This is a genomic window from Mesorhizobium huakuii, from assembly GCF_030160235.1.
In the GTDB taxonomy this organism is placed as follows: Bacteria; Pseudomonadota; Alphaproteobacteria; order Rhizobiales; family Rhizobiaceae; genus Mesorhizobium; species Mesorhizobium huakuii.
In genome coordinates this window covers 1-12,116 of record NZ_BSNY01000002.1, presented here as the reverse complement: position 1 = coordinate 12,116, position 12,116 = coordinate 1, and the positions used below count along the sequence as shown (strand labels likewise).

The window sequence follows — 12,116 nt, the reverse complement described above, 5'->3', positions numbered from 1 at the left end:
AAGGACCGCATGAGCTGGAAAACCGGATTCCGTTCGCTCTACTACCTCGGCGCGCCCGAGCCGGATGATCCGGAGCTGGTGCCGGCGCAAACCGCCATCCTGGTCATCGACGTTCAGAACACTTACCTGGAACGGCCGGATCGCGCGTCCCTTTCGCCGCAGGAACAGCACCGCTACGATCTGTGGACGCCGTTCCACGAGCGCATGCACGCCACGGTCATACCGAACACGGCAAGACTGCTGGCGCTGGCACGGCAAAACGGCATCGAGTGCCTTTTTGCCCGCATCGCCTGTCACACGCAGGACGGGCGCGACCGCTCGCTTTCCCAGAAAATGCCGGGCTGGAACAATTTGCTGCTGCCAAAGAACGACGCGCCATCGCAGCTCGTTCCGGAGCTTCAGCCGGCCGGCGACGAAATCGTGGTGACCAAGACCACCGATTCGGCGCTGACGGGAACGAATCTGCGCCTGATCCTTCACAATCTCGGCATCAGGAATGTCATCTGCTGCGGTATCTTCACGGACCAGTGCGTGTCCTCGACGGTGCGCAGCCTGGCGGATGAGAGCTATGCCGTCATCGTGCTCGAGGATTGCTGCGCGGCGGCGACCGAGGAGCTTCATCGCAAGGAGCTCGAGATCATCAACATGATCTATTGCCACGTGATGTCGAGCGGCGAGCTATGCAAAATCATGGCCTTGGCAAAGTGACGCAGCGTCCGTAGTGTCATGGCTGCACGAGCAGGCTGGGACACATCGGCCGCCCTGTGCGGGGAACTGCATACAGCTGTCACGAATGGAGAGGGCTTCATGGCCATAGAAACTGCACGCGGGACGATCGACGTCTCGAAGAGTAACAGCATCAATCTTTTGCACTCCAAGGCCGTTGGGCTCGCCGGAGTGCTCTTCCTGGCCGTCACCGGTGCGGCGCCAATGTCGGCGATGCTGGGCAATGTCCCGTTCGCGGCAGGCTACGGCATCGGCAAGTACACGCCGGCAGCCTTCCTGATGGCCACGATCGTGCTGACCGTCTTCTCGATCGGCTATGCCGCGATGGCATCGCGCGTATCGTCGGTCGGCGGCTTCTACTCCTTCATCAGCCAGGGGCTCGGCCGTGAAGTCGGCATGTCGGCGGGCATCGGCTCGCTCGCCTGCTACTCGCTATTCGAAGCTTCCCTCACCGGACTGTTCGCCTTTTTCGGCAATCTGTGGCTTTCCCAGCATTTCGGCATCAACGTGCCGTGGATCGTGCTGGCGCTCGCCATGATCGTGGTCATCGCGGCGCTCGCCTACCGCGATGTGAAAGTGTCGGCACGGCTGCTCGGCATAGCCCTCATTCTCGAAGTGATCATGCTGGTGATCTTTTCGCTGGGCGTGATCTTTGCCCATGGCGGGACGAATTTTTCCGGCGATTCGCTCAATGTGTTCAAGGTGTTCACGCCTGTCGCCGAGCAGAAGGTCGGCACTGTCGCCATACCGGCGGGCGAAGCGGCCGTCGGCATCTTCATGGCGTTCTGGTCGTGGGTCGGCTTCGAGATGGCGCCGAACTATGCCGAGGAATCCCGCGATCCGAAGCGCATCATTCCGCAATCGCTGCTGATTTCGGTCATTGGCCTTGGCCTGTTCTACACCTTCGTCAGCTGGTGCGCGGTGGCGGCCTATCCGACCGAGGCCGACATGGTGGCCAAGGCCTTCTCCGACGGCGTGAACTTCTTCCTGACGCCGGTTCAGAATTTTGTCGGCGGCTGGGGCTACCAGCTGATGTCGCTGCTCATCCTGACCAGTTCCTTCGCCTGCGGCATGGCCTTCCATAACACCGCTTCCCGCTATTTGTATTCGCTGGCGCGCGAAGGCGTCCTGCCGCAGGCGATCGCCGAGACGCATGACCACCACAAGAGCCCACACAAGGCATCGGCGCTGCAGTCGGTGCTGGCGGCGGTATGGGTGCTGCTCTACGGTCTGGCCTACGGCTTCGACGATCCGTCGGGACAGGCCTGGCTTGGCGTCTATACGCTGTTTGCCGTGCTTGGCACCGGACTGCTTCTGGTGCTGCAGGCCGTTGTCTCGCTGGCCATCTACATGTGGTTCAAGAAGAACGGCGGCGGCAGCATGCTGACAACTGTCATCGCGCCGTTCATCTCGCTGGTCGTGCAGCTGGTCCTCGTCTACACGCTGGTCGCCAATCTGGCGACTCTGGGCGGCACCAATGGTTTCGCCACGAGCATCCCCTATGTCGGGCTTGCAATCCTTGTCGTCGGCCTGATCTGGGGCTTCGTGCTGAAGTCGGCCAACCCCAAGGCGTATGAGAACATCGGTCACATGGTGAACGAGGGCTAGGGCATTCCTCGCCCTGGCTTTCCAGCGTCAACGGGGGCGGAGCATCACTCTGTCCCCGTCTCATTTTGGAGCTTCAAATCATGACCCAGTCTTTGAAGGGTCGGTCCGTCGTCGTTACCGGCGGGTCGAAAGGCATCGGCAAGGGCATAGCGCGGGTGTTCGCGCTCTCGGGTGCCAAGGTCGCCATCATTGCGCGCCATCCCGACCAGGCCGAAGCCGCGGCCGCCGAGATCGGCCATGGCGCCTTTGGCGTGGTTGGCGACGTGACCTCGCTCGCCAGCATCGAGAGCGCGCTTGCGGCGGCAGCCGCGAGAAACGGTAGTATCGACGTGTTGTGCGCCAATGCCGGCATCTTCCCGCAGGCGCGGCTCGAAGACATGACCTCGCAGCAATGGGACGAGGTTGTCGACACCAACCTCAAAGGCACTTTCCACGCGGTCAAGGCAGCGGTTCCCTATCTCAAGACATCCGACCAGGGCCGCATCGTGCTGACGTCGTCGATCACCGGCCCGATCACCGGTTTTCCCGGCTGGTCGCACTATGGCGCCACCAAGGCTGGGCAGCTCGGCTTCATGCGAACGGCCTGCATCGAACTGGCGAAATACGGCATCACCGTCAACGCCGTCATGCCGGGCAACATCCTGACCGAGGGCCTTGTCGGCCTGGGCGAGGACTACCAGAAGACCATGGCCGCCTCGATCCCGCTCAAGCGGCTCGGAACCGTGGAGGACATCGGCTACGCCGCGCTCTACTTTGCGTCGAGGGAAGCCGGCTACGTGACGGGGCAGACAATCATTGTCGACGGCGGCCAGATCCTGCCGGAGAGCCTGGAGGCACTGGCATAGAATGGTTCAAAACTTGCTCAGATAGGCCTCGCACAGCCCGACCGTTCCCTCGGTATAGGGAAGGCCCATCGACTTGGCGAGGTCGGTCTCGGCGTGCGAGCCGATCCACGCGACCAGGAGCAGACGGCGCAGCATCACGAAGGTCGGGATCTCGTCTTCGTCCGCGCTCGGCAGGTCAAGCACACGGCGATAGCCGGTCGTCCATGACCGGATGAGATCGGCTGCCTGTGGCTCGTGCTCATAGAAAGAGATGGGCGTCGCCGCGTCGTACATATACCAGCCGAAGCCGCAGTCGTCGAAGTCGATGACCTTCACCGTCTTGCCGTCGATCAGAAGGTTGGCGAGCCGCAGGTCGCAATGGATGAGGCCGAAGCGGTCATGGCCCTTGCCGAAGGCGGCGAGCCGGCGGCCGACCAACTCCGCGGTGCGGCCAAAAAGCCTGGCTTTCGCGGCGTCGACGCCGATGCCGTCACGCCAGCGTCCCCAATGCGGCCTCTCCTCACCAAGGCTTGTTTCGAAATCCCACACATGCCGGCTGAACCAGGCAGGGCGCTTCCACTGCCTGGCGTGGATGTGCATGCGGGCCGTCACCTCGCCCAGCAGCTCGAACGGTTCGCCAAGCGCCTCGCCTATGCCCGGCTCCGAACCGGTCTCCCATTGCGACAACACGACATGGCGTGGTTGCGCCAATCTGGCATGGCCGACACGCTGGATCTGTTCGCCGTCCTTGCCCGCGACAGGCACGGGCGTGGGGACGATCCCGGTCTGGCGCAGATCGGTCAGCCAGGCCAGTTCAGATTGAATGGCCGTCCTTGAATGGTAGCCGTCGCGATGGATGCGGAGCGCCCAGCGCCGGCCGTCGCGAGCCGCAATCTTGTAGGTCGCGTTCTCCGACAGGTTGATCATGTCGACGGAAACGTCCGCTGGCAGATCGTAGTTGGCGATGGCCGCTTCCGCCGTTTCCTGCAGGATCCCGAGTTGCTGGTCGTGGGTGAGCGCGTCGAAATCCATCACTGTCCGTCCTGCCCTGTCCCAGCACACCTGTCTCCTGCCGGAATCCGCGCGATCCCGGCCGGCCCAGCCGCCTGTTCGCGCTGGACGCCCGACAATTTCAACGAGGGTTGGACCATGTCAACTCGCCTTGCCTGCCTGATGCAGCAACGCCCGGGCGCGCGGCATTGCCGCGTCGAAGCGATCCATGATGTCCCGGCAGGTTTCGTGATCCAGAAGAACACCGGGCTTCCACTGCAGCACCCGCTTGTCGAGCGACGAGAAGATCGCCCAGACGCCCTGCTCGTAGAGCGCACGCGACACGAAGACGGCGCCTTCCGGGTGATTGCCGAATTCCAGCCCGAGGATCACGCCTTTCTGGCGTACCCCGGTGAAGATATCGCCGTGACGAACCAGCATCTCGCGCATGGCCTGCGCCATGAACTCGGTCACGGTGCCGACATTGGCCACCAGTTCGGGCCGCTGCAGCATCTCGATGACCTTATGGGCGACGACACAGCCGAGTTCGGCCCCGCCGGTGGTCGAAATGTGGGCTGCCCCATCCTCGTTGAGCCAGCCGCCGGCCCTGTCGTTCACCAGCGCCGCGCTGATCGGATAGAGGCCGCCGGACAGGCCCTTTGCCGTCACCATGATGTCCGGCTGGATACCGTAGGCCTGCCAGCCCCACATGCTGCCGGTGCGCATCAGGCCGGTCTGGACTTCGTCGGCGATGTACATCGCGCCATGCTTTTCGCACAGCGCCTTGCAGGCGCCGAGATAACCATCCTTCGGCATCGGGAAGCCGTAAGTGGCGGGGATTGTCTCCATGATCAGCGCCGCGACGTCCTCGCCTTCGAGCACCCGTTCCATGGCGTCGATATCGTTGAAGGGAACCTGGATGAACGTCTCCGGCTGGTCGGAGAGAAAGATCTTGGTGAAGCGATCGTCGCCGGTCGCCACCGCGAGCCCCGAATGCCCGTGATAGCCCTTGATGATCGACACGATCTTGCGCCGCTTGGTGGCATAGCGGGCGCTCTTGATGGCGATGTCCACCGCCTCCGCGCCGCCTGGTGCGAAGATCGCGTATTTCATTCCCGGCGAGACATTGACGAGGGATTCGGCCAGCGCCGTTCGCGCCACGGAAGGGAACCAGTGGTTGCCGATGTCGAAATAGTCGAGCGCGCTCTTCAGCGTCTCGACCAGCTCCGGGTTGCGGTGACCGAGATTGTAGGTACCGCCATTGAGGTGCAGGTCGATCAGGCGGCGCCCCGACATGTCGTAGAGGAAATAACCCTCCCGCCTGCCAATCACCAGATCGATCCCGGCCTTCTGCCAGAACCTGGTCTTGTCGGGATTCCAGAAACGCATTGCCTTGTCGAAAAAATCCTGCTTCGACTCGAACTCGAAGGGGCCGAAGTCGTACATGCCTGTCTTTTCCTCAAAGGTTGATCGGCGCGCACCGGAGCGGGCGAGGTTCGCCCGCCCGATGATGCAGGATTACAAGCCGGCGAGAAAGGGTGAAGAGGGATGATCCTGAAGGACAGGACCGCGATCGTAACCGGGGCGGGATCGGGCATCGGCAGGGCGGCGGCGCTGATCATCGCGCGCGAGGGTGCGGTGGTCGGCGTGGCGGATCGCAGCGCCGACGGCGCCAACGCGACCGTCGAACAGATTCTTGCCGCCGGTGGCCGGGCAAAGGCGCTTGTGTTCGACCTGACCGACGATCAGGCGCTTGAAGCCGGTTTTCACGATTTCATCCACACTCAGGGCAGGATCGACATCCTGCACAATCATGCCGGCGTACAGGTCGAAGGCGACGTGCTCGGTGTGAGCGTGAAAGGCTTCGACACCTCCTGGGCGCTCAATGTGCGGGCTCACTTCCTCGGTGCCCGCATCGTCATGCCATTCATGAAGAAGGCAGGCCGCGGCGTGATCCTCAACACGTCGTCGAGTTCCGGCGTGCTCTACGACCGCGAGATGATCGCCTATACGACGACCAAGCACGCGGTGATCGCGATGACCAGGCAGATGGCCGGCGACTATGGTCGCTTCGGCATTCGCGTCAACGCGCTTTGCCCGGGTTGGGTGGACACGCCCTTCAATGCCCCTTTCATCGCCCAGATGGGAGGCAGGGAAGCCATCGAAGCCTACATCCGCGAAAAGGTGCCGCTTGGCCGTTGGGCAATCGTCGAGGAGATCGCGGAGGCAGTGCTGTTCCTGGTGTCTGACCGGTCCTCCTACATGACGGGTCAGATCCTGGTTGTCGATGGAGGAGAAACGGTGATCTAGCCCTGAGCCTTCAGGAGGCTGTCAATTCGTCCTGGAGATAGGATCTTTGATTTCATTGGCTTTTTCGCGAGCCAAAACTGAAGCCTTTCCGCCTTCCGCGCCAATCCAGCAATGTCAACGCCCCTCCAGGAGGGTGGCTGGCGACGTGAAGATCATGCCGCCGATCGAGTGCAGATGAGACCAGCAAGGACGAGGCGACCCTCGCGAGCGGCGACATCAACAAGATGCCGTCTACTCGATGGTGGCCTTGGCCTCAAATCCCGACTTGGCTAGAGTTCCTGGCATGCTGAATGCCATTCACCACGTCGCGCTCATCTGCACGGATTACGACCGGTCGCGACGGTTCTACGTCGAACTCCTCGGCCTCGATTTGATAAGGGAGATCTATCGGGAGGAACGGCAGTCGTGGAAGGCCGATCTGCGGATCGGGTCCGTCCAGCTGGAATTGTTCTCCTTCCCTGCACCAGCGATGCGGCCGTCCTATCCAGAGGCGGCAGGCCTGAGGCATCTGGCGTTTGCCGTGACGAACCTTGATCCCGTAATTATGCGCCTGGAAGCCGCCGGCGTTGCGGTGGAGCCAATCCGGATCGACCCATATACAGACCAACGGTTTACCTTTTTCAGCGACCCGGATGGATTGCCGCTGGAACTCTACGAAGCCCCATAAGGAAGCAGCCATGGCCAACTGGGGTGCCTGATGGTCATGCGCCTAGCACAGATGGTGGGCCCGGAGGGGTGTCTCAAAATCATTGATTTCATTGACTTTTTCGTGGGCCAAAATCAGAAATCTTCCCGTATCGTTCCGTGTGGTTCCGCTATCGACCTCGTCCAGTCCAATTTCGCTGGCCTATAAGCGCCCTAGAAAAGTCCTGAACTGAAGGTCAGAGACTGCGCCCAGAAACGGACGGCTTTTGATCAGCCCCGGCCAGTGGCGAAAAATCGGATCTGGCCAGCACCCCGGCTATCCTGGCAAAGCTGACAAATGCCTGTCGCGCCTGTTCGGTTGTCATCTGCCCGGCGATTGCGGCGTTGCAGCTCCTCACCGCGCAGTTGTATACCGGCCCCCGACGGGCCTTCGGCCATTGATTCAAGTATACGAGCGCCTCCCGCACCGATCCGATGTCGTGTCTCACGTCACTGGTCTTAACCTGCACGGGGGCAAGGAAAGCCAGACTGGTCATTTGCTAACTCCTGGGGTTGCAAGGTTGATTCAGCATCCCATGACGGCTCTTTCATTTGAGGCTGTTGGACGTCATTCGACCATCCTCGCTATCTGCGAAGGCCGGGGCTTCATCGAGCCCCGGCCTTGCTTCGCGACCGTCATTTGTTGCCGTTGATTGCAATGCGCTTGGCGTTTGCCTGCGCCTTTTTGGACTTGGGCAATGTCACGGTGAGCACACCGTTCTTGAACGTCGCCGCCACCTTGTCGTCTTCAACCTCACGACCGAGACTAAAGCGCCGCTCAAAACGCCCATAATAGCGTTCGCTGAACTGGCGGTCCTTGTTCTCGGTCTCCGCCTTCTTCTCGCCGCGAAGTGTCAGAACACCATCATCCAGCATGACCTCGACGTCGTTTTCATCGAGGCCAGGGATTTCGGCCGTCACCCGGATTTCCTGATCGGTTTCCGAGAACTCCACGCTTGGCCAAGTGCCGTTGAGAGGGGCCATGCGGCCCAGCGCCGAAGGTGTGTCAAAACCGCGGAACACCTCGTCGAATAGCCGGTTGACATTGCGGTGCAACGACAGGAACGGATCCATGTCGTCACCGCGATAAAGGCTCGGTGCCTGGCTGCTGCCACGGCTCCAGGGAATCAAGTCACGTACGCTCATTTCCTTCTCCTTTCCGTGTTGGGTCGCACCCGGACCCCACCTACGACAGGACGGGTGCGGGCCGACTGCCAAAGATCAGGCCGCCGCGCTTTCAATGCGCTTGGACGCCGCCTTCTTGTCGGTCTCGACATTGATCGCGATGCGGCGCGGCTTCATCTCCTCGGGAATTTCTTTCTTGAGGTCGATAGTCAGCAGACCGTTTTCGAGCTTTGCCCCGACAATGGTCACATGATCGGCCAGTTCGAAGCGGCGCGCGAACGACCTCAACGCCAGGCCATGATGGAGGTACTGGACCTCGTCGTTCTCTGTCTTGGCGCCCTCGATCACGAGCATATTTGGCTCCTGCGTGATCGTAAGCTCATCTTCCCCGAAACCGGCGACCGCGAGGACAATGCGGTAGGTGTCTTCGCCGAGCTTGGCGATATCATAGGGCGGCCAATTGTCCGCGTTCTGTGGCGGGCTGGCGTTTTCGAGCAGGTTGAAGATGCGGTCAAAGCCGATGCTCGACCGATAGAAGGGGGAAAAGTCCAGGTTCGTTCTCATAACTACATCCTCCTTGGAGCAACATAGGTACGAGGGAACGCCAAGAAGCATGGCGCTCCCTGACACATCGGCCCCTTGTGCGGCGACCGACGAGGAATGACTTGGGAATTGACTTCCGCTGCGTCAAGAGGGACCGCCAAGGCAGTTTCGCGACCGCCTTCGAAATGGCTGGTGGCAAGCGCTCCATCGAATACCCATCTGCTTCGCAGGTATTTCGAACGGAGGAAAAGGATGCCCATGACACGCCAAGACGTTGTCTCGGTCCTCGGACCCGTGGACAACGCGACGATTGCGGAAATCATAGCGTCCGGTGCCTCGCTTGAGCAGTTGAGAGAGGCATGGGCCTGGGCCTTCGGTGACGAGGCGTTGATGAGCCGGGGACGACCGCTGCCGGGAACAAGGGTGGCAGCGCTGATCGACCTGATCGACCCCGACGACGAAGCCGACCTGGTGGGTCCGGCCCAAGGGGACCCGGGCGCCGGCCATTGAATGGTGAAGATGCCGTCTATGGCTTCCCATTCAGGCAGACTTTCGTGCGATCTGCTTGGCAAATGTTTGTGCCGAAGGAAGTTATCCGAAATCTAAACAGGCAACAGTAAGGGGCTTGGCTTTCCCGCGGCGTTGCCCCCGGTGACGCGCCACTCTGATGCTGCGGCGGCAGATTACCGCCGCAGTGAATTCAGCCGTCACTTTCCATAAGATGGTCTGCATTGCCGATCTTCGGCCCTGTCATCCACGGCGGCGCTACGGGCACGTCCTCGATGACACCGACCCTGCGTGCCCAAGTCGTAAAGGCCTTGTTCGCCGCCTCGACAGACTTCCGACCATCGTAGGCGGAATAGCATGCATCAGACGCTGCTGCGTGGAGGAGGCCGCGCCTTTCAACCGGCCATTCTTCGAGAAACTCTATCGCATCCATGACACAGCCGATCTTTTGGACACCGTAGCCGTCGTCTCTGACGAAAACCGGCTGTTTGAACGTTGCACCTTCCATTAGTGACCTCCCTTCAAACCGTGGGTAACTGATCCCTGCCTCACCGTGTGCGGCGACGATGTCAGTTCCCGACAAACCCATGCCGGCGAGCTTGGCACAACCAGGACGGAACCGGCATCTTCAAAGAAAATCGTTTCCATGCGAACCTTCCGCTCCTGTTCGACATCCGGCAAGCGCACTCGGCACGTGGGAAAAAGATTGGAAACACGTCTTTTCAGTTCAAGGGGAGCTGGCGAGACGAACGGCACCTTTATGAATCGGATGCCGGCAACTACAAAGGAGCCTGTCCTGTTGCCGCTTGGCGGGTCCGGCCTGGGTCCGGCTATTGAACTGTGAAGATGCCGCCGACGGCCTGCCATTCGGAAGGCCGGATCAGGCGGTGATGGGCGACGCGTACGGAATGCAGCGCGCCTTCGAGTTCGCGCTCCCAGTAATCCAGAAACCCTTTCAGAGTGGGGAATTCCGGTGCGAGATCGTATTCCTGCCAAACGTAAAGCTGCAAAAGGCTTGGATGATCGGGGAGATGATAGTGGATCTCCGCAGTTGTGAGACCGTAGCCCTCCATCTGCAGTCGGAATTCCCTGCTGACCATGCGTCTCTCCTATCGCGCGCGTTCAGGCATCAAGTCCTTGCGGGCGTTCTCTGGCCCGCCATTCCTCGAGGTCACAGCCTACCTCGGCGCGACTATCGTCCAGTCGGCGAAGTGCGTCCATGACGGCGTCAAACGTCACCGGGCTCGCAGCACCCGGTGGCTTTCGCAGCGCAGGCATGGAGACGACGGCGCAAGCATCAGAAGCCCATGAGGCAAGAATGGCGCGCTTTTCCTGAGGGTCGAGCGTGCGGTCGCCCACCACCTCATCGGGGTGACTAAAGTGCCGCGCCGGAAACAGCAGGCGGTCAAGCGAAGGATCAGAGGTTTCAGGGGCGATCGAGGGGATGTTTTTTGGGAAAGTTCGTTCCATCGACAGTCTCCGCTTCCTAACAATCTCCTTGGCATCGTTGTGGCGCAGGAGGCCCGCTACGGGACCCCAGCGCCAAAAAATTTCGTGGAACTCGAATCGAATTTCAAGACCTAAAAATCATGCGCCCTGGCGAAAATAGCTGCATGAATTCATACCGCTAGCACTCTCACACGCCGAGTGCCAAAATTTTTCCGGCGAGCCCTTGAAACTCGAAAATTCCAAAACTAGCTCGATATGCGCGCGATGCCTGAGAAGGGGTCGCGACGCCCTACACCGGCCCGATATTGCCGGTCCGGTGTGGAGGAACCTCAAAAATCTGTTTGTCCTGAAGGAGAACGACATGACGTTCCGTCCATTGCACGATCGTATCCTGGTTCGCCGCATCGAGGCCGAAGAGAAGACGGCCGGCGGTATCATCATCCCCGACACTGCCAAGGAGAAGCCGCAGGAGGGCGAAGTCATCGCCGTCGGCCCGGGTGCGCGCGACGAGAGCGGCAAGCTCACGCCGCTCGATGTCAAGGCCGGCGACCGCATTCTGTTCGGCAAATGGTCCGGCACCGAGATCAAACTCAACGGCGAGGACCTGCTGATCATGAAGGAAAGCGACGTGATGGGCGTGATCGAGCAGACCGCGGCGGTCAAGAAGGCCGCCTGACCGAGGCTCCAACCGCAATCCAGTCAATGAAGCTGCCTATTGAAGGAGTGATCCAATGGCTGCCAAGGAAGTGAAATTTCATTCCGACGCCCGTGAGCGCATGCTGCGCGGCGTCAACATCCTCGCCGACGCGGTGAAGGTGACGCTCGGCCCCAAGGGCCGCAACGTCGTCATCGACAAGTCGTTCGGCGCCCCGCGCATCACCAAGGACGGCGTCACCGTCGCCAAGGAAATCGAGCTTGAGGACAAGTTCGAGAACATGGGCGCGCAGATGGTCCGCGAAGTCGCTTCGAAGACCAACGACATCGCCGGGGACGGCACCACGACCGCGACCGTTCTCGCGCAGGCGATCGTCAAGGAAGGCGCCAAGGCCGTTGCCTCGGGGATGAACCCGATGGACCTGAAGCGAGGCATCGACAAGGCCGTCGAGGCGATTGTCCAGGAGTTGAAGACCAACGCCCGCAAGGTGACCAGAAATGACGAGATCGCCCAGGTCGGCACCATCTCGGCCAATGGCGATGCCGAGATCGGCCGCTTCCTTGCGGAAGCGATGCAGAAGGTCGGCAATGAGGGCGTCATCACCGTCGAGGAAGCGAAAACCGCGGAAACGGAGCTGGAAGTCGTCGAAGGCATGCAGTTCGACCGTGGCTACCTCAGCCCCTACTTCATCACCA

The 12,116-nt window shown here is 60.9% G+C and carries 16 protein-coding genes; 8 read left to right on the top strand and 8 right to left on the bottom strand.

Features of this window, described 5'->3' with window-relative positions; translation table 11 throughout:
* The first annotated feature begins 9 nt into the window (after positions 1–9).
* The 3 genes from QQK95_RS00135 (at position 10) to fabG (ending at position 3,179) form a co-directional block, all read left to right on the top strand.
* On the top strand, positions 10–708 hold the full coding sequence (locus QQK95_RS00135; RefSeq protein WP_284267530.1) for a cysteine hydrolase family protein: 699 nt from the start codon (positions 10–12) through the stop codon (positions 706–708).
* A gap of 99 nt (positions 709–807) precedes the next feature.
* Complete coding sequence (locus QQK95_RS00130) at positions 808–2,334, top strand: APC family permease (protein WP_284267528.1); 1,527 nt, start codon at positions 808–810, stop codon at positions 2,332–2,334.
* Between the two features lie 80 nt (positions 2,335–2,414).
* A complete protein-coding gene (fabG, locus tag QQK95_RS00125) occupies positions 2,415–3,179 on the top strand; it encodes a 3-oxoacyl-ACP reductase FabG (RefSeq protein WP_284267526.1) in 765 nt (254 codons plus the stop codon).
* Positions 3,180–3,185: 6 nt separating this feature from the next.
* On the opposite strand, the gene QQK95_RS00120 is transcribed toward fabG, so the two are convergent.
* A complete protein-coding gene (locus QQK95_RS00120; protein ID WP_284267524.1) occupies positions 3,186–4,190 on the bottom strand; it encodes a phosphotransferase enzyme family protein in 1,005 nt (334 codons plus the stop codon).
* A gap of 120 nt (positions 4,191–4,310) precedes the next feature.
* Positions 4,311–5,594, bottom strand: a complete 1,284-nt coding sequence (locus tag QQK95_RS00115; protein ID WP_284267523.1) for a class-III pyridoxal-phosphate-dependent aminotransferase — start codon at positions 5,592–5,594, stop codon at positions 4,311–4,313.
* A 102-nt stretch (positions 5,595–5,696) separates the two neighbouring features.
* Between QQK95_RS00115 and QQK95_RS00110 the strand changes: the two genes are divergently transcribed.
* A complete protein-coding gene (locus QQK95_RS00110) occupies positions 5,697–6,458 on the top strand; it encodes an SDR family NAD(P)-dependent oxidoreductase (RefSeq protein ID WP_284267522.1) in 762 nt (253 codons plus the stop codon).
* Between the two features lie 283 nt (positions 6,459–6,741).
* Complete coding sequence (gloA2, locus tag QQK95_RS00105) at positions 6,742–7,125, top strand: SMU1112c/YaeR family gloxylase I-like metalloprotein (protein WP_284267521.1); 384 nt, start codon at positions 6,742–6,744, stop codon at positions 7,123–7,125.
* Between the two features lie 214 nt (positions 7,126–7,339).
* Here the strand turns inward: gloA2 and QQK95_RS00100 are convergent, their stop codons facing one another.
* The 3 genes from QQK95_RS00100 to QQK95_RS00090 form a co-directional block, all read right to left on the bottom strand.
* The gene (locus tag QQK95_RS00100; RefSeq protein WP_284267520.1) at positions 7,340–7,639 is read right to left on the bottom strand and encodes a DUF982 domain-containing protein; all 300 of its coding nucleotides are present in this window, start codon (positions 7,637–7,639) and stop codon (positions 7,340–7,342) included.
* Between the two features lie 139 nt (positions 7,640–7,778).
* On the bottom strand, positions 7,779–8,288 hold the full coding sequence (locus QQK95_RS00095; protein ID WP_284267519.1) for an Hsp20/alpha crystallin family protein: 510 nt from the start codon (positions 8,286–8,288) through the stop codon (positions 7,779–7,781).
* Positions 8,289–8,363: 75 nt separating this feature from the next.
* Entirely contained in the window at positions 8,364–8,831 is a 468-nt protein-coding gene (locus QQK95_RS00090) for an Hsp20 family protein (RefSeq protein WP_096448916.1), read from the bottom strand.
* A 237-nt stretch (positions 8,832–9,068) separates the two neighbouring features.
* Here QQK95_RS00090 and QQK95_RS00085 point away from each other — a divergent pair, with 237 nt between their 5' ends.
* Positions 9,069–9,320: a hypothetical protein gene (locus QQK95_RS00085; RefSeq protein WP_409371639.1), complete on the top strand. Its 252-nt coding sequence runs from the start codon at positions 9,069–9,071 to the stop codon at positions 9,318–9,320.
* A 190-nt stretch (positions 9,321–9,510) separates the two neighbouring features.
* On the opposite strand, the gene QQK95_RS00080 is transcribed toward QQK95_RS00085, so the two are convergent.
* From QQK95_RS00080 to QQK95_RS00070, 3 genes are all read right to left on the bottom strand, one after another.
* A complete protein-coding gene (locus QQK95_RS00080) occupies positions 9,511–9,825 on the bottom strand; it encodes a DUF982 domain-containing protein (protein WP_284267517.1) in 315 nt (104 codons plus the stop codon).
* Positions 9,826–10,147: 322 nt separating this feature from the next.
* Positions 10,148–10,417, bottom strand: coding sequence for an usg protein (locus tag QQK95_RS00075; protein WP_284267516.1), 270 nt, complete (start codon positions 10,415–10,417; stop codon positions 10,148–10,150).
* A gap of 22 nt (positions 10,418–10,439) precedes the next feature.
* Positions 10,440–10,787 carry a hypothetical protein gene (locus QQK95_RS00070; RefSeq protein WP_284267515.1) on the bottom strand — a complete coding sequence of 116 codons (348 nt, stop codon included), beginning with the start codon at positions 10,785–10,787 and terminating at the stop codon, positions 10,440–10,442.
* A 340-nt stretch (positions 10,788–11,127) separates the two neighbouring features.
* Between QQK95_RS00070 and groES the strand changes: the two genes are divergently transcribed.
* The gene (gene groES, locus QQK95_RS00065; protein WP_096448926.1) at positions 11,128–11,442 is read left to right on the top strand and encodes a co-chaperone GroES; all 315 of its coding nucleotides are present in this window, start codon (positions 11,128–11,130) and stop codon (positions 11,440–11,442) included.
* Between the two features lie 55 nt (positions 11,443–11,497).
* Positions 11,498–12,116, top strand: a 619-nt coding sequence (gene groEL, locus QQK95_RS00060; RefSeq protein ID WP_284267508.1) for a chaperonin GroEL, incomplete at its 3' end; no start/stop codon positions are given.

Bases quoted from the DNA above. Each gene is read 5' to 3' on its own strand.
- QQK95_RS00095 (WP_284267519.1), bottom strand. From the start codon at position 8,288: ATGAGCGTACGTGACTTGATTCCCTGGAGCCGTGGCAGCAGCCAGGCA.
- QQK95_RS00075 (WP_284267516.1), bottom strand. From the start codon at position 10,417: ATGGTCAGCAGGGAATTCCGACTGCAGATGGAGGGCTACGGTCTCACA.
- fabG (WP_284267526.1), top strand. From the start codon at position 2,415: ATGACCCAGTCTTTGAAGGGTCGGTCCGTCGTCGTTACCGGCGGGTCG.
- QQK95_RS00130 (WP_284267528.1), top strand. From the start codon at position 808: ATGGCCATAGAAACTGCACGCGGGACGATCGACGTCTCGAAGAGTAAC.
- gloA2 (WP_284267521.1), top strand. From the start codon at position 6,742: ATGCTGAATGCCATTCACCACGTCGCGCTCATCTGCACGGATTACGAC.
- QQK95_RS00135 (WP_284267530.1), top strand. From the start codon at position 10: ATGAGCTGGAAAACCGGATTCCGTTCGCTCTACTACCTCGGCGCGCCC.
- QQK95_RS00070 (WP_284267515.1), bottom strand. From the start codon at position 10,787: ATGGAACGAACTTTCCCAAAAAACATCCCCTCGATCGCCCCTGAAACC.
- QQK95_RS00100 (WP_284267520.1), bottom strand. From the start codon at position 7,639: ATGACCAGTCTGGCTTTCCTTGCCCCCGTGCAGGTTAAGACCAGTGAC.
- QQK95_RS00115 (WP_284267523.1), bottom strand. From the start codon at position 5,594: ATGTACGACTTCGGCCCCTTCGAGTTCGAGTCGAAGCAGGATTTTTTC.
- QQK95_RS00120 (WP_284267524.1), bottom strand. From the start codon at position 4,190: ATGGATTTCGACGCGCTCACCCACGACCAGCAACTCGGGATCCTGCAG.
- QQK95_RS00080 (WP_284267517.1), bottom strand. From the start codon at position 9,825: ATGGAAGGTGCAACGTTCAAACAGCCGGTTTTCGTCAGAGACGACGGC.
- QQK95_RS00110 (WP_284267522.1), top strand. From the start codon at position 5,697: ATGATCCTGAAGGACAGGACCGCGATCGTAACCGGGGCGGGATCGGGC.
- QQK95_RS00085 (WP_409371639.1), top strand. From the start codon at position 9,069: ATGACACGCCAAGACGTTGTCTCGGTCCTCGGACCCGTGGACAACGCG.
- groES (WP_096448926.1), top strand. From the start codon at position 11,128: ATGACGTTCCGTCCATTGCACGATCGTATCCTGGTTCGCCGCATCGAG.
- QQK95_RS00090 (WP_096448916.1), bottom strand. From the start codon at position 8,831: ATGAGAACGAACCTGGACTTTTCCCCCTTCTATCGGTCGAGCATCGGC.